The organism is Gemmatimonadetes bacterium SCN 70-22, from assembly GCA_001724275.1.
GTDB lineage: Bacteria > Gemmatimonadota > Gemmatimonadetes > Gemmatimonadales > Gemmatimonadaceae > SCN-70-22.
Window position 1 is genome coordinate 1 of sequence record MEDZ01000059.1, and the last position, 17,960, is coordinate 17,960.

The window sequence follows — 17,960 nt, forward strand, 5'->3', positions numbered from 1 at the left end:
TCGAGGCCGCGCGCAGGCGTCCCCGCCGCGTCGGCGGGACAGCTCAACCGCCTCGCGGCGCAGAAGGTGATGGTCCTCCCCACGCAGGCCCTCGTCGGCGAGGATCGCCTGGGGTGGCGCACCGCCGGGGGAGGCGACAAGTCCCTGCTCGCCGCGGTCGACAGCGCGATCGCGCACGAACTCGGAGAGCGCGGGCTCTCGTCGATCTGGCTCTTCCCGCCGGCGCTGCAGCGCGCGGCGCGCCGCAACCCCACCTACCTCACCGACCCGGGCGCCATGCGGGCGCTCGACCCCATCCGCGTGGCGATCCGCAAGCCGAGCGAGCCGCTGATGGAGCCGTTCGCCTCGCAGCTGCGCGCCCTGGCGGGGGTGAGCGACTCGCGCTTCGCCTTCGTCCCGCTGGAGCTGCGCATCGAGGCGCTGGACGGCGGCGCGGCGGGGCGCATGACGCTGCGCTCGGCGGTGGTCGATGCCCGCGGGGCGCAGGTGATCTGGGTGGGAGACGTCGCGGGTGACCCGCTCGGCGCCTTTGCGCCGGCCGCGCTCTCGTCGCTGGCGCTCCGCGTCGCCGACCTCGTCGTCCCTCGCTGACTCCCGACTCCGCATCCGCGCACGCGGTCCTTCATACCATGTCGATTCCCTGTACGCTCATCCCTGGCGACGGCATCGGTCCCGACATCACCGACGCGACCGTTCGCATCCTCGACGCCGCCGGCTCCCCCTTTGCGTGGGACCGCCAGCTGGCCGGCATGGCCGCGGTGCACGCCCACAACAACCCCATGCCCGACGCGACGCTCGACGCCATCAAGCGCACGCGCCTGGCGCTCAAGGGGCCGCTCGAGACCCCGGTGGGCGAGGGATTCCGTTCGGTGAACGTGGCGCTCCGCAAGTCGTTCGACCTGTACGCCAACGTGCGGCCGGCGCGGGTGATCCTCCCCGGCGGGCGCTTCGACAAGGTCGACATCGTCCTCGTGCGCGAGAACACCGAGGGGCTCTACGCGGGACTCGAGCACTACATCAAGATCGGCGAGGACGAGAAGGCGGCCGCCGAGTCGATCGCCCTCATCACGCGCCTCGGCTCGGAGCGCGTGATCCGCTATGCGTTCGAGTACGCGGTGGCCCACGGGCGCAGGAAGGTCACCCTGGTGCACAAGGCGAACATCCTGAAGTACTCGCAGGGGCTGTTCCGCTCGATGGGGCAGCAGGTGGCCAAGGAGTACGAGGGGCGCATCGCCTACGACGAGCGCATCATCGACGCCTGCGCCATGCAGCTGGTGATCAAGCCCGAGCAGTTCGACGTGATCGTGACGACCAACCTGTTCGGCGACATCCTGTCGGACCTGGTGTCGGGGCTCGTCGGCGGGCTGGGGCTCGCCCCCGGGGCCAACATCGGGAAGCATGCGGCGATCTTCGAGGCGGTGCACGGGACGGCTCCCGACATCGCGGGGCAGGGGATCGCGAACCCGACCGCCCTCACCCTCGCCGCCTGCCTCATGCTGGAGCACGTGGGAGAGGAAGCGCTGGGCCAGCGCGTGCGCGACGCCGTGATCGCCACCCTGCGCGAGGGGAAGACGACGACGCGCGACCTCGGGGGGAGCGCGTCCACGCGGCAGTTCGCCGACGCGGTGATCGCGAGGCTCGGCGCGTAGGGTGACGGAGTCGGTGACGGAGTCGGTGACGGAGTCGGTGACGGAGTCGGTGACGGAGTCCGTGACGGCACGCGCGACCGGCGGCGGCGCGGGGCGCGGCGCGGCGATCCGCCTCTATCACGTGTCCGACCTGCACTTCGGGCGGCCGGCGGTCCCGGAGCAGATCGACGCCATCGAGGAACACATCCAGCGCGAGCGGTACGACATCGTCGCCATCTCGGGCGACGTGTCGCAGCGCGCGCGGGCCGGGGAGTTCCAGCGCGCCAGCTCGTTCATCCGCGACGCGCGCAAGGTGAGCAAGGTCATCTGCGTCCCCGGGAACCACGACGTGGCCTGGTGGCGGTCGCCGTTGCACCTGCGGGGGACGGCGACGATGTACGAGCCGTACCGCCGCTACGTGGATCACGAGCTGGAGCCGGTGCTGCGCACTCCCGGGTGCACGGTGGTGGGGCTCAACACCTCGCAGGGCGTGCACGCGCGCACCCTGACCTGGAACGTGCGCGACATCTCCATCATCGGCGACCTGCGCCGGACGCAGCTCGCCCACGCGCGGCACGAGTTCGAGGCCTCGCCCGCGGGCGACGCCCGCGTCGTCGTGATGCACCACAACCCGGTCAAGGGACAGCTGTCGCAGCGGCACGGGCTCAAGCACACCAGGCAGATCCTGGGGGCGTTCGCGTCGATGGACGTCGACCTGGTGCTGTGCGGGCACGATCACCAGGAGGCGATCCACTTCGTGGAGCACACGCGCAAGGGGACCGTGATCTCGACCGCCGGGACGGTGTCGAACCGCTCGCGCGGGGGACGCCCGTCGAGCGTGAACGTCATCGCCATCACCCCCGGCGAGATCCGGATCGTGACGCACATCTGGTCCACCGCCGACCACAACTTCGTCCCCGGCCCCGGCGAGTGTTTCGCGCGCTCCTCGCACGACTCGGACTGACGAACGACGGCGCGCAGCTGGAGCTCGCGCTGGACGGAGCGCCCCGCGCTCCGGGCGCGCCCCGGACACCGGCGGCGCCACCGCGCGAACCGCCACCGCGCGAACCGCCACCGCGCGAACCGCCACCGCGCGAACCGCCACCGCGCGAACCGCCGCAACCGCGCGAACCGCCACCGCGCGAACCGCCACCGCGCGAACCGTCGCCGCGCGAACCGCGCCCACGCGAATCGCACACCCCCGAGGCCCGCGCCACCGACGCCGGCGCGCTCCTCGCACGCTTGCGCGCCTTCGGGCTGCGCGACATCACGACGCTGCGCCTCACGCGCAACCGCAGGACCCTGGTCTCGTACCGCGGCGGGACACTCCGCGTGCAGGGCGGATTCGTCGACGCCCCCGACGACGTCGTGCGTGCCATCGCGGCCTTCGTCTCGGGGCGCGGGGCGGCGCGTGCGGCGGCGCGCCGCGTCATCGTGTCGCACCCGCTCGGGAGCGGGGCCGTGCCCCCGCCCCCGCGCCGCGCCGCGCTCCCCCCCGACGACCACGCCATGGCCCAGCGGCTGCAACGCGAGCACGCCCGCCTCAACGCCGAGCGATTCGGCGGCGCCCTGCGCACCATCCCGGTCATCGTCTCACGCCGCATGAGGACGCGGCTCGGGCACTACGCCCCGGCGCGCTCGCACCCCGAAGGCGCCGAGATCGCGATCAGCCGGCGCCACATCCGGCGGCATGGATGGCGGGAGGCGGTCGACACGCTCCTCCACGAGATGGTGCACCAGTGGCAGGAGGAGAACGGGCACCCCATCGATCACGGTCCCGGCTTCCGCCGCAAGGCGCGCGAGGTCGGGACGACGCCGCGGGCCAGGCGCGTCCTGCGATGACGCCTTGGCCGGCGCGCGATGCGCATTTCGACCTTCCACCTCGCCGAGTAACTTGCCCCCCATGACCCTCCGCCCAGTCGCCCTCCTCGGCGCCGCCGCCCTCCTCGCGGGGGCGCTCTACGTCGGGCGCGCCGGCGCCGGTCCGCTCCCCCCGCTCGGGGCGCTGCTGGACCCGGTGCACGGCGCCTGGTCGGCGGCCACGTACGCCGATCTCCCCGACAGCGCCGTGTCGGCCCTTCCGTCGCTGAGCGATCGCGTCGAGGTGCGCTACGACTCCCGGGGCGTGCCGCACATCTTCGCCGCCACCGAGGAGGACGCGATGCGCGCGTTGGGCTTCGTGGTGGCGCGCGACCGCCTGTTCCAGATGGAGCTCCAGGCGCGCGCGGGGGCCGGGACGCTGACGGAGCTCGTGGGCCCCGCGGCGATTCCCGCCGACAGCGAGGCGCGCCACCTGGGGCTCCCGTGGGGGGCGGAGCAGGGGTTGGCGTCGTTCCCCGCCGATTCCAAGGGGCGGCGCTTCCTCGAGGCCTACGCCGAGGGGGTGAACGCCTGGATCGACCAGGCGTCGCCCGCCGAGTGGCCGGTGGAGTACAAGCTGCTGGGGCGGCGCCCGGCGCGGTGGTCTCCGGTGAACTCGTTGCACCTGTACAGCCGGATGGGGTTCACGCTGGCCTACATGAACGGCGAGCGCGATCGCCTGGCGGCGAAGGCGCTGGTGGGAGAGGCCGCGGCGCGCGCGCTCTTCCCGTTGCACACGCCGGTGCAGGAGCCCATCCAGCCCAACGGCGGCGACGCCCCCCGCACCGATCCGCTCGTCCTTCCGCCGCCGGGTGCAACGGACTCGGCGGCGTTGGCGCTCGTCCCGCTCCTCCCGCGCGGGGTGCGCGACGATGACGCCGAGGTCTCGCGCAGCTTCGCCTCCAACAACTGGGCCGTCTCGCCCGCGCGCAGCCGGAGCGGGCACGCCCTCCTGGCGGGCGACCCCCACCTGGGGCTCACCCTCCCCAGCATCTGGTACGAGGCGCACCTCGTCGTCCCGGGCCAGCTCGACGTGTACGGCGTCACCATCCCGGGCACCCCGGGGATCGTCATGGGGTTCACGCGGAACGTCGCCTGGTCCACGACCAACACCGGCGCCGACGTCCTGGACTACTACCGCGAGACGCTCGACGACCAGGCGCGCCCCACCCGGTACCTCCTGGACGGGGTCTGGAAGCCGCTGGAGCGGCGGCAGGAGGAGTATCGCGGCAAGGGGGGCGAGATCCTGCGGGTGGACACGGTGCGCTATACGCACCGCGGGCCGTTGCAGCGCCTGGGCAACGAGTGGGTGTCGATGCGCTGGACGGTGAACGAGCCCTCCGACCTGGCCGCGGCCTACTCCAACGCCGCGCGCGCCACCACGGCGATGGAGTTCCTCGACGCGTACGCGCGCGACTTCTTCGCCCCGGCCCAGAACGCCATCGTCGCCGACCGCGCCGGCAACATCGCCATCCGCTCCACCGGACACTACCCGTTGCGCCCGGCGGGGCACGACGGGCTGGCGATCCTCGACGGCTCGACCTCGGCCAGCGACTGGACCGGCTACTGGCCCGTGGCGCAGTACCCGCAGGCGCTGAACCCCGCGCAGGGGTACCTCGCCTCGGCCAACCAGGAACCGATCGACTCGCGCCACACGCCGGCCTACTTCGGCTACGACGCGGCGTTCGAGCCGTGGCGCGCCCTGCAGATCAACCGCCTGCTGCGGCAGAACGCGAGCGTCACCCTGGACGACATGCGGCGCTACCAGACCGATCCGGGGAGCGTGCGCGCGGACTGGTTCGTCGCCTACCTGCGCCATGCGGCGCGCGTGGCCGCGGCGCGTGGGGCGGGGAGCGCGTCGCTGACCGCCGCCGACTCGCTCTTGGGGGCGTGGGACCGCCGCTATACCGTCGGCAACGACGGCGCGCTCCTCTTCGAGACGGCGCTGGGGATGTCGGTGCGGCGGACCTGGGACGAGCTCGTCCCCCCGGGAGACTCGCTGCGCGTGGCGACCCCCAGCTCGTCGGTCTTCCTGGCGCTGATGGCCGACTCGGCCAGTCCGTGGTGGGACCGCCGGTCGACCCGGGACGTGGTGGAGGATCGCGACGCGCTGCTGGCCGGCGCGCTCGCCGCGAGCTACGACTCGCTCGTCGCCCGTCACGGCCCGCCCTCGCGGGGCGGGTGGGCGTGGGGGAAGGTGGCGAGGGCGCGGGTGAACCACCTGCTCGGGCTCGAGGGGTTCTCGGCGGTCGGCCTCGCCGTGCAGGGGGGGCGCGGCACGCTCAACCCCTCGGTGCAGAACGGGGGGTTCGGCGCCAGCTGGCGGATGGTGGTGGAGCTGGGGCCGACGATCCGGGCGATGGGGACGTACCCGGGGGGGCAGAGCGGGAACCCCGCCTCGCCGCGCTACGCCGACCGGTTGCGCTTGTGGAAGGACGGCGACCTGGAGCTCCTGGTCTTCCCGTCCGCCCTCGACTCGCTGCCGGCGTCGCAGGTGACGTCGCGCCTCTCCCTCGTCCCGGGAGGGCGCTGAGATGACGACACTTCGCGTGATCCTGGTGGCGCTCGTCATCGCGTTAGGCACCGTGCTCCTGGGATGGTGGGCCGTCCCCGTGGTGGCGGCGGCGTACGGCGTGGTGGCGCGCCGCTCGCGCTTTCCCGGGCTGATCGCCGCCGCCGGGGCGGCGCTGGCGTGGGGGGGCTACCTGGGCGTCGCCGCGCTGGGCGGGGCCCCGGTGAGGAGCTTCTCCCCGTCGCTGGCGGCCTCGATGCAGCTCCCGGCGTGGGCCCCCTTCATGGCGACGCTGGCCTTTCCCGCCCTCCTCGCCGCTCCCGCGGCCTATCTGGGGGCGCGGGTGATGGGACGCTATCTTCCCCCCTCATGACCAACGACTTCTTCAACATCGAGAGCGCGCTCAGCGAAGAGGAGCGCGCCGTGCGCGACAGCGTGCGCCGCTTCGTCGACGAGCGTGTCCTCCCCATCATCGGGGAGTGCTACGTGGAGGGGCGGTTTCCCCGGGAGCTGATCCCCGAGATGGCGGCGCTGGGGGTGCTGGGGGCCAACCTTCCCGAGGAATACGGGTGCGCGGGGCTCAACAACGTGGCGTACGGGCTCATCATGCAGGAGCTGGAGCGCGGCGACTCCGGCATCCGCTCGTTTGCCTCGGTGCAGGGCGCGCTGGTGATGTATCCCATCTACGCCTTCGGGAGCGAGGAGCAGAAGCGTCACTGGCTCCCGAGGCTCGCCCGGGGCGAGGCGATCGGCTGCTTCGGCCTCACCGAGCCCGACTACGGCTCCAACCCGTCGGGGATGATCACCATGGCCAACCAGCAGCCCGACGGGACGTGGGTGCTGAACGGCGGGAAGATGTGGATCACCAACGGGTCGCAGGCGCACGTGTCGGTGGTGTGGGCCAAGACCAACGGCGACAAGGACCAGCGCTCCATCCGCGGCTTCGTCGTCCCGACCGACACCAAGGGGTTCAAGGCGAAGGACCAGAAGGGGAAGCTCTCGCTGCGCGCCTCCGACACGAGCGAGCTCACCTTCGACAACGTGCAGCTCCCGGCCGACGCGATCCTGCCGAAGAGTGGCGGCCTCAAGTCGCCGCTCATGTGCCTGACGCAGGCGCGCTACGGGATCTCGTGGGGGGCCATCGGGGCGGCGATGGCGTGCTACGAGGAGGCACTGGCGTACGCCAAGAACCGGGTGATGTTCGACAAGCCGATCGCCGGCTTCCAGCTCCAGCAGGAGCGCCTGGCCGACATGCTGACCGAGATCGTGAAGGCGCAGCTGGTGTCGTTGCACCTGGGGCGCCTCAAGGACGCCGGGACCTTCACCCCGCAGCAGGTCTCGCTGGCCAAGCGCAACAACGTCGACATCGCCACCAACATCGCCCGCGAGGCGCGCCGGCTCCTGGGCGCCAACGGGATCCTGGCCGAGTACTCGGCCATGCGGCACATGGCCAACCTGGAGAGCGTGTACACGTACGAGGGGACGCATGACGTGCACTCGCTCATCCTCGGGCAGGCCGTGACGGGGCTCAACGCCTTCAATTGAGCGTCGCCACGTGACGTCGCGCACCATGCATCGCGAAGAGCCGGCCCGCCGGCTCTTCGTCGTTTGGGGTGCGCGGGGCCCTGGCGCGCCTCCGCCGGCCGGCGCCGCCGCGCGCCGGCGTGGCCGCGCCGGCGCCCGCGGCCGCGCCCGGGTCGCTGCCCTGGCGTGGGGCGTGGCGGTGGCCCTGGCATGGGGAGGGACGCCGGCGCGTGCCCAGGAGGGGAACGGGGGAGGGGAGCGCGACGGCGCCGCGCGCACCGCGCCGCGGAGCGCCGGGTCGCCGTGGCTCCCGCGCGTGCGCCTGGACAACGACGCCTACAACTTCTGGCTCCACCCCGGGCATCGGACCGACGAGGAGTACACCAACGGCGTGGTGCTGGCGGTGGAGGCGCTGCGCGCGCCGTGGTGGGGGAAGCGGCTGGGCGGCGCGGCGCCGGGGTGCGCCGCCTCCGCCCAGGGCGAGGGGGCGTGCCTGTCGACGCAGTTCTCGCTGGCGCAGGAGATGTACACCCCCAACCTGGACCGCCCGCCGTATTCGTCGCCCGACTGGGAGCGCGAGCGTCCGTACGCCGCCTGGCTCTACGTGGGCGCCGAGGGGCGGCGGATCTCGGCGCGCGCGCTGCGCACGTACTCGCTCGCCGTGGGCGTCACCGGCCCGCCAGCGTTAGGCAGCCTGGCGCAGTCCATCGCCCACGCCATCACCTCGAAGTACACCACCAGGGCCACGGGGTGGGAGACGCAGGTGGGCTTCGAGCCGGGGGTCGTGCTCGGCGTGCGGCAGTCGCTCCTGCTCGCGCGCTGGGCGCCGGGAGGGCATGGGGTCCTCGACCTCGCCCCCTCGGCGGCGGTCTCGCTGGGGAACATCCGCACCGCCGCCGACCTCGGCGCTCGGGTGCGGATGGGGATCAACCTCTCGCATCCCTGGGACCCGCGGGAGTGGCGCGGGCGCGGCCCCTGGGAGTTGCAGCTGCAGGCCGGGGGGAGGCGCGAGTACGTGGCGCACGACTTCTCGCTGGACGGGACGCTCTTCACCACCCCCACCCGGCTGGTGACGCGGGTGCCGACCGTGAGCGAGTACGAATTCGGCGCGGCGCTCCGCCTGCGCCGCCTGACCGTGGGGTGGCGGGCGGTGACGCGCTCGCGCGAGTACGCCACCGGGCCGGCACGGCACGCCTGGAGCCAGATGTACTCGGCCCTCGAGTTCCACTAGCCGCCATCGCCCGGGACGGCGTCGCCGCGCCGCCGCCCGCCCCGGGGGGGGCCACTATTCGAGCGATGGCCCGTACTGCTGGACGCCGCGCGTCGCCTGGTAGCGCCGGGTGGCGCGCATCAGGATCCAGCGCGGCAGGTAGCGCAGGAGGAGGACGATGGCGCGAAAGGTGAACCCGGGGACCACCGTCACCGGGGCGCGGCGCTCCAGCGCGGCGAGCGACACCGCCACGACCTCGTCGGCGTCCATCCAGAGGAAGCCGGGGATCTGCGAGGTCTTCATCTCGGCGCGGGCGTGGAACTCGGTGCGGGTGAAGCCCGGGCAGCAGGCCTGCACGTAGATCCCGCGGCGCGCCACCTCGGCGGCCAGCCCCTCCATCGCCACGCGCTGGTAGGCCTTGGTGGCGCAGTAGTTCACCGCGCCGGGGCTCGTTAGGTACGAGGCGACCGACGAGACGGTGATGATCGCCCCCCGCTGGCGCCGCGCCATGGGGGCCAGGGCGGCCTGCGTGAGCCGGTTCACGGCCACAACGTGGACGCGGACCATCGCCTCCTGGCCGGCGCGATCGCCCGTGAGGAGCGATCCCCTGGTCCCGAAGCCCGCGTTGTTGACCAGGAGCCCGACGAAGCGCGAGTCGTCGTCGAGCCCCGCGTCGATGCGCGCGACGACGGCGTCGACCCCGGCGTCGGTCGCCAGGTCGGCGGAGATGACCTCCACCCGGACGCGGTGCTCGGCGTGCAGCGCGGCGGCGGTCGCCTCGAGGCGCGGCCGGTCGCGGGCCACGAGGATGAGCGGGTGGCCGGCGCGCGCGAGCTGGCGCGCGTAGGCGGCCCCCAGCCCCGAGGTCGCGCCGGTAATCAGGGCGGCGGGTGCGGTGATTGTGTCGGGCATGCCCAAAGATGTGCCATGGGGCGTCGTCTCCTCCACTCCCCGGGGCCAGCCGCTAGATTATCCCCCGCTTCCTACACCTGGAGACGTAACGGTGAAGATCGCCGTTTGCATCAAGCGCGTCCCTGAGATGGACGTGAACTTCAAGATCGCCCCCTCGGGCAAGGCGGTGGACGAGACGGGGCTCAAGTGGGACATGTCGGACTTCGACGGGTACGCGGTCGAGGCGGCGTTGCTCCTGACGGAGAAGGACCCGGCCAGCGAGGTCCACGTGATCTCGGTGGGGCCCGACGTCGTCCAGGAGACGCTGCGCAAGGCGCTGAGCATGGGGGCCGCCCGGGCCGTCCAGCTCAAGTGCGACGCCGTCCCCTTCGACAGCTACGCCATCGCCAGCGCCCTCGCCGCCGAACTCAAGGTCGGCGGCTACGACCTCATCATGTTCGGGAAGATGTCGATCGACGGCGCCAGCGGCGTCACGCAGTTCCACGTCGGCGAGCTGCTCGGCCTCCCCGTGGTGCACGCCTGCAGCAAGCTCGACATCGCCGGCGGTGCCGGGACGGCCCGCCGCGAGATCGAGGGAGGGGGCGAGCTCGTGAAGTTCCCGCTCCCGGCCATCGTCTCCATCGACGAGGGGATTGCGCGCCCGCGCTACCCGTCGCTCAAGGGGATCATGGCGGCCAAGAAGAAGCCGCTCGAGGTCAGGCCGGCGCAGCTGGGCGAGGTGCGGCTGACGGTCGAGAAGATGGACCTCCCGGCGCCGCGCGCGGCCGGGCGCATCATCGGCGAGGGGGCCGCCGCGGTCCCCGATCTCATTCGGCTCCTCCAGACTGAAGCGAAGGTGCTGTGATGCCTAACGTCCTGGCATTTGCGGAATCGCGCGGCGGCGAGCTGCGCAAGGTCGCGTTCGAGGCGGTCACCGCCGCGCGGCAGGTCGCCGACCAGCTCGGCGGCGAGGTGCACGCCATCCTCGTGGGGCCCCCGGGCGTGGCGGCGAAGGCGGCCGCCCTGGCCGAGCATGGGGCCGACGTCGTCGTCACCTGCGAGGACCCGGGCTTCGCCAACTATTCCCCCGAGGCGACGGCGGCGCTGGTCGCCGCGCGGGTGCAGGGGGGCGACTACCGCGTCGTGGTCTTCTCCGCCTCGGCACAGGGGAAGGACCTGGCCCCGCGCACCGCGGCCGCGCTGCGCGTCGCGGTCGCGACCGACGTCACAGCCTTCAGCGTTGCGGCTGACGCCGTCACCGTCGCGCACCCGGGCTACACGGGGAAGGTCGTGCAGTCGCTCAGGCTGGTGGGGACGCCGGCCGTCCTCTCCGTGCGCCCGGGCGCCGTCGCCGCCGCCAGGAAGGCGGGGGGCGGGCGGACCGAGAGCGTCGCCCCTCCCGTCGCCCCCGCGGCGGCGCGCGTCGTCGTGACCGACACGGTGCTCGGCGACACCAAGAAGCTCGACCTCGGGGAGGCGCCGGTCATCATCAGCGGCGGGCGCGGGCTCAAGGCCGCCGAGCACTTCAAGCTCGTCGAGGAGCTGGCGGCCGCCTTCGGCAACGCGGCGGTGGGGGCCACGCGCGCCGTCACCGACGAGGGATGGCGCCCGCACAGCGACCAGATCGGGCAGACGGGACGCCTCGTCTCGCCCGACCTCTACGTCGCCGTCGGCATCTCGGGCGCGATCCAGCACCTGGCCGGGATGCGCACCTCCAAGTGCATCGTGGCGATCAACAAGGACAAGGAGGCCCCCATCTTCAAGGTGGCCGATTACGGCATCGTGGGCGATGTTTTCGAGGTCGTCCCTGCCTTGACCGCGGCGGTGCAGCAGGCCAGGCAGTCGTCGCACTGAGTCCGTCGCACCGAGTCGTCGCGCGGCGCCCCTTCGGGGCGCGCCGCGCGCCGAGCGCCTTCCGACCTCCAGCACTCCCCTCATGTCCAACGTGGCGTTCGCTTTCGTCTTCACGCTGGCGCTGGCCTTCTTCTCGTACAGTGCGCAGCGCCTCGTGCGCTTCATGCGCCTGGGGACCAGCGACTTCCGGCTCAACGACATCCCGCGCCGCGTCGTGAACCTCCTCACCATCGGCATCGCGCAGAAGAAGATCCTGCGCGATCCGGTGGCGGGGCCGCTGCACGCCCTCGTCTTCTGGGGCTTCCTGGTCCTCCAGGTGGGGGCGCTGGAGATCATCCTGCACGGGCTCTTCCCCAGCTTCAGCTACGCCCGGGTCCTGCCCGCGCCGCTGCACTGGCTCTTCCTGGTGTCGCAGGAGGCGACGGCGGGCGCGGTGCTGCTGGCGGTGACCATCCTCCTGTATCGCCGCATCGTGGTGAAGCCCAAGCGGCTGCAAGGCGACGGGGTCCACTCGGGCGACGCCATCTTCATCCTCTCCCTCATCGCCGGGCTCATGGTGACGCTCCTCGTCACCGCCGCCACCGAGCGCGTGCTGGGGACGGAGATTCCGGCCATGGTGCAGCCGCTGTCGGCGCCGCTGTCGGCGCTGCTCGGCTGGATGTCACCGGCAACGGCCGGCGCGGTGCACGGCACGAGCTGGTGGGCGCATGCCCTCCTCATCTTCGTCTTCCTCAACTACCTCCCGTATTCCAAGCACCTGCACGTCATCGTCTCGCTTCCCAACACCTTCCTGTCCAACACGAGCGGGCCGGGGACGGTGGGGGCCATGAAGCCGATGGACCTCGAGACCGAGAGCGAGGTCTTCGGCGCCGCCGACGTGACGCACCTGAGCTGGAAGAACCTCCTGGACAGCTACGCCTGCACCGAGTGCGGGCGTTGCACCGCGGTGTGCCCCGCGAACCTCACGGGCAAGATGCTCTCGCCGCGCAAGATCGTGGTCAACACGCGCCAGCGACTCGGCGAGGTGGCGCCGGCGCTGGTGGGAGGCGACGACGTCTTCGGGATGCCGCTCATCGGCGCCCCGGCCGGCGACGACGCCTCGCGGGCGGCGGTGCTCGACCACAGGCTCCTCGACAACTTCATCACCGAGGAGGAGCTGTGGGCCTGCACCTCGTGCCGCGCCTGCGTGTACGAGTGCCCGGTCTCCATCGACCAGCTGGAGATCATCAACGAGATGCGGCGCAACCTGGTGCTCACCGAGTCGCGCTTCCCCGAGGAGGTCCTCCCCGCCTTCGAGGCGATGGAGCGCAACGGCTCGCCGTGGGCCTTCCAGCCGGCGGAGCGCGCCCGGTGGGCCGAGGGGCTCGACATCCCCACGATGGCCGAGCTGTTCGAGCGCGGCGAGCGCCCGGACATCCTGTTCTGGGTCGGCTGCATGGGATCGTTTGACGACCGGGCCAAGAAGACCACCGTCGCCTTCGCCCGCATCCTCAAGGCGGCGGGAATCCGCTTCGCGATCCTCGGGCAGGAGGAGAGCTGCAATGGCGACCCGGCGCGGCGCATGGGGAACGAGTACCTGTACCAGATGCTGGCCAGGCAGGCCATCGACACGCTCGACCGCTACGAGGTCACCACGATCGTGACGTCGTGCCCGCACTGCTTCCACCAGATCGGGAACGAGTTCCCGCAGCTGGGGGGGCACTACGAGGTCATCCACCACTCGACGTACATCGAGCGCCTCCTGGCCGACGACCGGGTGCCGCTCAAGCACGATGAGGGGGAGAAGCTGGTGATGGCCTACCACGACTCGTGCTACCTGGGGCGCTACAACGACGTGTACGACGCCCCGCGCGAGGCGCTGAAGCGCGCCCTCCCGGTGATGCAGCTGGTGGAAGCGCCACGCTCGCGCGACCGCGGGATGTGCTGCGGCGCGGGCGGCGGCCGCATGTGGATGGAGGAGCGCGTGGGCGAGCGCATCAACGTGGAGCGCCAGAAGGAGCTGCTGGCCACCGGCGCCGAGGCCCTCGCCGTCGCCTGCCCGTTCTGCATGACGATGCTGAACGACGCCGGGGCCAAGCTGGGGAGCGACGTCCCGGTGTACGACATCGCGGAGGTCGTGGCGGGGCGGCTGGAGGAGGGGGGCAAGGCGTGAGGGAGGAGGGGGAGGAGATGGGAGTCGGGAGTCGGGAGTCGGGAGTGCGGTGATGCGCGGCATCGGCGCTGGCTTGCGTGGGGCGCTCCTCTCGGCCGTCGTGGGGCTCGCGCTCGCGCTCGCGGCGTGCGGGGGGGCGAGGGAGGGAGGGGGGACGGACAGCGTGGGCGCGCGAGCACCGGCGCCGTCCATCGTCGACAGCGCCACCGCGGCGGGGGCGCCGACCAGCGGCGAGACCTCGGCGCTCCCGCGGTCCAGCCCCGGCGAGGCCGGGCACTTCCGCCTGGCGGGGAACGAGCCCTTCTGGTCCGTGCGCATCGGGGCGTCGGGGCTCACCTACACCACGCCCGACTATCCCAAGGGGATCGCCTTTCCGTCCGCCGCGCCCGAAGCCGCGGGGAAGCGGCTGCGCTGGGTCGCGATCACCCCGCCCCCGGAGGCCCACACGCTCGAGGTGACGCTCGAGGAGCGGCGGTGCCAGGATACCATGGCCGACAAGGTGTGGAGCCACACGGCCACCGTCACCTTCGACGGGACGGTGCTGTCGGGGTGCGGGGAGCGGGTCGGGCGGTAGGGGCCCGTCACTCACGCGGCGTCCCGCACGCGCGCGGCGTCCCGCCCCCGCGTCGCCCCCGCTGGGCCGCGCCTAACGAATGCGGAGGACATGCAGCTGGATCGTGTGCCGTTGCGCTCCTTCGGCAAACGGGACGGTCCAGTGCTCCGTGACCGCCATCCCCCCTTCCTCCGCTTCCAGCAGGAAGGCGGCGAGCGAGAGGCGCCCGGGGTCGGCGATGAGGGCATAGCCGTCGTCGCCGACCGTCGCCAGCACGGCGCCGGCCACCAGTTCGCCGTGCGTGTGCTCGTACAGCACGTCCGAGGCGACGACGACGTCGAAGCGCCCGAGGTCGCGCGGCATGTCGCGCCAGTCCACCAGGCGCGTGGCGATGCGGCGCCCCGTGTTGCGGCCCACGTTGAGGCGGGTGAACTCCAGCGCCTCCGGGTAGTAGTCGGTCGCCGTCACCTCGTATCCCGCGGCGGCGAGGGCGCAGGCCACCAGCCCGCTCCCGCACCCGAGCTCCAGCGCGCGGCGCCCGCTCCCCTTGTGGCGGGCCACGTGCTCGGCGAGGATGCGCGCCGAGGGCCAGATGTCGGCCCAGTACGGGAGGCGCTCGTCGCGCTCGAAGTCCTCCTCGTTGATGAGCGACTCGGCGTTGCGCGGGTGGGCGAGGGTGAAGGGGCGCCCCGCGCACGACACGGTGGTCTCCACGACGTCGAAGCGGGCCGCGAGCGCCTGCCGCTCGCGTGCCCACCACGGGGCGTCTGCCGGCAGGTGCAACGCGCCCGGCGCCGGCCGGGCGTCGCCGTCGCCGGCGCGAGTCACAGGGCGAACGACTCCGCCAGCTGCGCGTCGTCGGCCACGAGGAGGGCGTTGACCACCTCGCCCGCCTCGCAGCGCTGGCGTTCCTCGGGGACGACGAGGAGCGCGTTGGCGCGCGCCATCGACGTCAGGATTCCCGACCCCTGCGGCCCGGTGAGGCGCGCCGAGAGCGACCCGTCGGGGCGCACCGAGACGATCCCGCGCAGGAAGTGCGTGAGGCGGGCCCCGATCGCCACCGGCTCCTCCAGCACGACGGGGGTGGGGCGGCGGAAGATGCGGGTGAACCCCTGCATGCGGCGGATGACGGGGCGGACGAACAGCTCGAAGGTCACCATCACCGAGACCGGGTTCCCCGGGAGCCCGATCCACGGCGTCCCGTGCAGGGCGCCGAAGCCGATGGGGGCCCCGGGGCGCATGCGCACCTTCCAGAAGTCGAGGCGCGCGCCTAACGACGCCAGCACGTCGCGCGTGTAGTCGAACGCCCCCACCGACGCCCCCGCCGAGGTCACGATCAGGTCGGCCCCCGTCACCTGTCCCAGCAGCGCCCGCAACGACTCCGGGGAGTCGGCGGCGTTCCCCAGGAGGAGCGGGACGCCGCCGTTGGCGCGCACCAGCGCGCTCAGCGTGTACGAGTTGGAGGTGACGATCTTGCGCCCGGCCAGGACCTCGTGGAAGCGGTCGAGGTCCACCAGCTCGTCGCCCGACCCGAGGATGGCGACCACCGGGCGGCGGTGCACCTCCACCGCCGGGAGCCCCAACGAGGCGAGGACGCCGACCTGCGCCGGGGCGATCGCCGCCCCCGCCGGGATCACCGTGTCGCCGGCCACGAAGTCCTCGCCGCGCGGACGGATGTTCTTGCGGCTGTCGCGCGCGTCGCGGACCTCGACCACCTCGGCGCCGCCGTCGGTATCCTCCACGCGCACCACCGTGTCGGCCCCGTCGGGGAGGGGGGCCCCGGTCATGATCCGCGTCGCGATCCCCTCGCGCACCGGGCGCGTCGGGAACTCCCCCGCCGCCACCGTCTCCTGCACCGTCAGCCGCACCGGCGTGGCCGCCGCGGCACCGGCAATGTCGGCCGCGCGCACCGCGTAGCCGTCCATCGCCGAGTTGTCCCAGTGGGGGAGGGTGTACGGGGCGGCGGCGTCGCGCGCCAGCACCCGCCCGGCGGCGTCGAGCAGCGCCACGCGCTCCACCCCCAGCGGCCGGATCCCCTCCAGGATGCGGGCGCTCGCCTCGGTGACGGTCAGCATCAGCGCCCTCCCAGCCGCATCCCCGCCAGGTGCACGGCGAGGGTGTCCTGCACGCGCTCCACCTCGCGCACCGGGACCGTCCAGTTGTTGCAGAGGATGCTGAACAGGAGCAGGCGGCCGTCGGCGGTCGTCACGTAGCCGGAGAGCGAGCGGACCATGTCGAGCGTCCCGGTCTTGGCGTGGACGTTGCGCTCGGCGGGGGTCCCCTTCATCCGGCCGGCAAGCGTCCCGTCGACCCCGGCAATGGGGAGCGCCTCGCGGAACAGGGCGAAGGCCGGCGACTGCCGCATGGAGTCGAGGACGCGGACGACCGTCTCGGGGGTGATGACGTCGTGGCGCGAGAGCCCGCTCCCGTCGCGCACCACGAAGCCGTCGGGCGCCGCCCCCCACGCCAGGAGCTGGTCGCGGACCACGCGCGCCCCGCTGTCGGCGCTCCCGGCCCCGCCCCGCGCCCTGCCTAACGTGCGGAGGAGGATCTCGCCGACCTGGTTCTGCGACGGCTTCTCGAACGCCGGGAGCACCTGCGCCAGCGTGGGCGACATGACAGAGAAGAGCGGGTACGGGGAGGCGGCGCGCCACGGCGACACCCCGTCGTCGACGGCGATCCCGCGGTCGCGCAGCGCCTCGAGCAGCGCGAGGAGGTAGGCGCGCGCCGGGTCGCGATGGGTGATGGCCAGCACCACCGAGTCGCCAGCCGCAATGGTCCCCTCCACGATGACGGTGGCGGCATCGGCCGAGTCCTGGCGCACGCGCACCGTGCGCGCCTGCCGCCCGGACGGCGGGGGCGACGGCCGGGCGACGGTGCGGGCCCACGCGCGCACCGTCGGGACGGTGCGCGCCGGCAGGGTCCGCACGGTGACCGGGTCGCCCTCGGCCGCCCCCCCCGTCACCACGACGCGCGAGAAGCCCTCGTTGAAGAAGAGCTCGTCGACCCCCGCCGAGTAGGGGTAGTCCAGGTCGTCGTACGACCAGCCGAAGCCCAGGGTGGCGTCGGGGAAGGCGTCGGCGCCGGGGACGACCGCCCCCGTGATGCGCCGCACCCCGCGCGCGGCCAGCGAATCGGCCATGGCCCGCAGCGGGACCATCGCATCGCCGGCCATGTGGTCGCTCACGCTCGGGTCGCCGGTCCCGCTCACCACCAGGTCGCCGCGCAGCTCGCCGTCGACGATGGGGCCGGTGGCGGCGACGGTGGTGCTGAAGCGGAAGTCCGGCCCCAGCAGCTGCAACGCCACCGCCCCCGTCACCAGCTTCTGGTTCGAGGCGGGCATGAAGAGCTTCCCCGCATTGTGCGCCACGATGGTGTCGCCCGAGGCAGGGTCGACGACGAGGATCCCGAACTGCGCGCTGCGAAACTTCGCGTCGGCCACCATCGAGTCGACCAGGTGGCGGACCGCCGCCACGGCCGGGGCCACGCGCGGGGCGGGGGCCCCTCTCCCCGCGGCGGGGGCGCAGGCGGCGAGCAGCACCGGGAGCGCGAGCGCGCGCGAGAAGGCGCGGCGCGCGGAAAGACGCGCGCCGCCACGCTGGGCGACGACCGAAAGCGAAGGGATCAGCGACATGCGGACGAGACAGGCGACCGGGATCGCGGGGCGCACCGGCGCTCCCCGCGCCCGCACATTATCGCCCCGCTCATGCGCGCGCGAGGCGCGTCCCCAGCCCCACCCCCCACCCCCCTCACCCCTCACCCCGCCTGCGCCCTCC

Annotated in this window: 15 protein-coding genes and 1 pseudogene; 12 read left to right on the forward strand and 4 right to left on the reverse strand. The window is 73.1% G+C overall.

The window, feature by feature from the left end; genetic code table 11:
- From ABS52_18215 to ABS52_18250, 8 genes and pseudogenes are all read left to right on the forward strand, one after another.
- Positions 1-591, forward strand: a pseudogene (locus ABS52_18215) (hypothetical protein).
- 38 nt (positions 592-629) lie between these two features.
- Positions 630-1,649 (forward strand): isocitrate dehydrogenase, encoded by a 1,020-nt coding sequence (locus ABS52_18220; protein ID ODT00580.1) that lies wholly within the window; start codon positions 630-632, stop codon positions 1,647-1,649.
- A 1-nt stretch (position 1,650) separates the two neighbouring features.
- Positions 1,651-2,592, forward strand: coding sequence for a hypothetical protein (locus ABS52_18225; GenBank protein ID ODT00581.1), 942 nt, complete (start codon positions 1,651-1,653; stop codon positions 2,590-2,592).
- Positions 2,559-3,470, forward strand: coding sequence for a hypothetical protein (locus tag ABS52_18230; protein ID ODT00582.1), 912 nt, complete (start codon positions 2,559-2,561; stop codon positions 3,468-3,470). Before ABS52_18225 ends, ABS52_18230 begins: the two co-directional genes overlap by 34 nt.
- Before the next feature lie 61 nt (positions 3,471-3,531).
- Positions 3,532-6,021, forward strand: coding sequence for a hypothetical protein (locus ABS52_18235; protein ID ODT00583.1), 2,490 nt, complete (start codon positions 3,532-3,534; stop codon positions 6,019-6,021).
- A gap of 1 nt (position 6,022) precedes the next feature.
- On the forward strand, positions 6,023-6,373 hold the full coding sequence (locus tag ABS52_18240; protein ID ODT00584.1) for a hypothetical protein: 351 nt from the start codon (positions 6,023-6,025) through the stop codon (positions 6,371-6,373).
- A complete protein-coding gene (locus tag ABS52_18245) occupies positions 6,370-7,545 on the forward strand; it encodes an acyl-CoA dehydrogenase (protein ID ODT00585.1) in 1,176 nt (391 codons plus the stop codon). The genes ABS52_18240 and ABS52_18245 overlap by 4 nt, the downstream gene beginning before the upstream one ends.
- Before the next feature lie 10 nt (positions 7,546-7,555).
- Entirely contained in the window at positions 7,556-8,755 is a 1,200-nt protein-coding gene (locus ABS52_18250; GenBank protein ODT00586.1) for a hypothetical protein, read from the forward strand.
- 54 nt (positions 8,756-8,809) lie between these two features.
- Here ABS52_18250 and ABS52_18255 read toward each other — a convergent pair whose 3' ends face one another.
- Entirely contained in the window at positions 8,810-9,646 is an 837-nt protein-coding gene (locus tag ABS52_18255) for a hypothetical protein (protein ID ODT00587.1), read from the reverse strand.
- Positions 9,647-9,737: 91 nt separating this feature from the next.
- Between ABS52_18255 and ABS52_18260 the strand changes: the two genes are divergently transcribed.
- The 4 genes from ABS52_18260 (at position 9,738) to ABS52_18275 (ending at position 14,205) form a co-directional block, all read left to right on the forward strand.
- Positions 9,738-10,490: a hypothetical protein gene (locus ABS52_18260; GenBank protein ID ODT00588.1), complete on the forward strand. Its 753-nt coding sequence runs from the start codon at positions 9,738-9,740 to the stop codon at positions 10,488-10,490.
- Positions 10,490-11,479 (forward strand): hypothetical protein, encoded by a 990-nt coding sequence (locus tag ABS52_18265; GenBank protein ID ODT00589.1) that lies wholly within the window; start codon positions 10,490-10,492, stop codon positions 11,477-11,479. Before ABS52_18260 ends, ABS52_18265 begins: the two co-directional genes overlap by 1 nt.
- Positions 11,480-11,561: 82 nt before the next feature.
- Complete coding sequence (locus ABS52_18270; protein ODT00590.1) at positions 11,562-13,631, forward strand: hypothetical protein; 2,070 nt, start codon at positions 11,562-11,564, stop codon at positions 13,629-13,631.
- Between the two features lie 52 nt (positions 13,632-13,683).
- Complete coding sequence (locus tag ABS52_18275; GenBank protein ID ODT00591.1) at positions 13,684-14,205, forward strand: hypothetical protein; 522 nt, start codon at positions 13,684-13,686, stop codon at positions 14,203-14,205.
- Between the two features lie 72 nt (positions 14,206-14,277).
- Here ABS52_18275 and ABS52_18280 read toward each other — a convergent pair whose 3' ends face one another.
- From ABS52_18280 to ABS52_18290, 3 genes are read right to left on the reverse strand one after another with little or no spacing between them, the layout of a single operon-like run.
- Positions 14,278-15,012, reverse strand: a complete 735-nt coding sequence (locus tag ABS52_18280; GenBank protein ID ODT00592.1) for a hypothetical protein — start codon at positions 15,010-15,012, stop codon at positions 14,278-14,280.
- The gene (locus ABS52_18285) at positions 15,009-16,259 is read right to left on the reverse strand and encodes a hypothetical protein (protein ODT00593.1); all 1,251 of its coding nucleotides are present in this window, start codon (positions 16,257-16,259) and stop codon (positions 15,009-15,011) included. The genes ABS52_18280 and ABS52_18285 overlap by 4 nt, the downstream gene beginning before the upstream one ends.
- Complete coding sequence (locus tag ABS52_18290) at positions 16,259-17,818, reverse strand: D-alanyl-D-alanine carboxypeptidase/D-alanyl-D-alanine-endopeptidase (GenBank protein ODT00594.1); 1,560 nt, start codon at positions 17,816-17,818, stop codon at positions 16,259-16,261. Before ABS52_18290 ends, ABS52_18285 begins: the two co-directional genes overlap by 1 nt.
- Positions 17,819-17,960 lie beyond the last annotated feature (142 nt).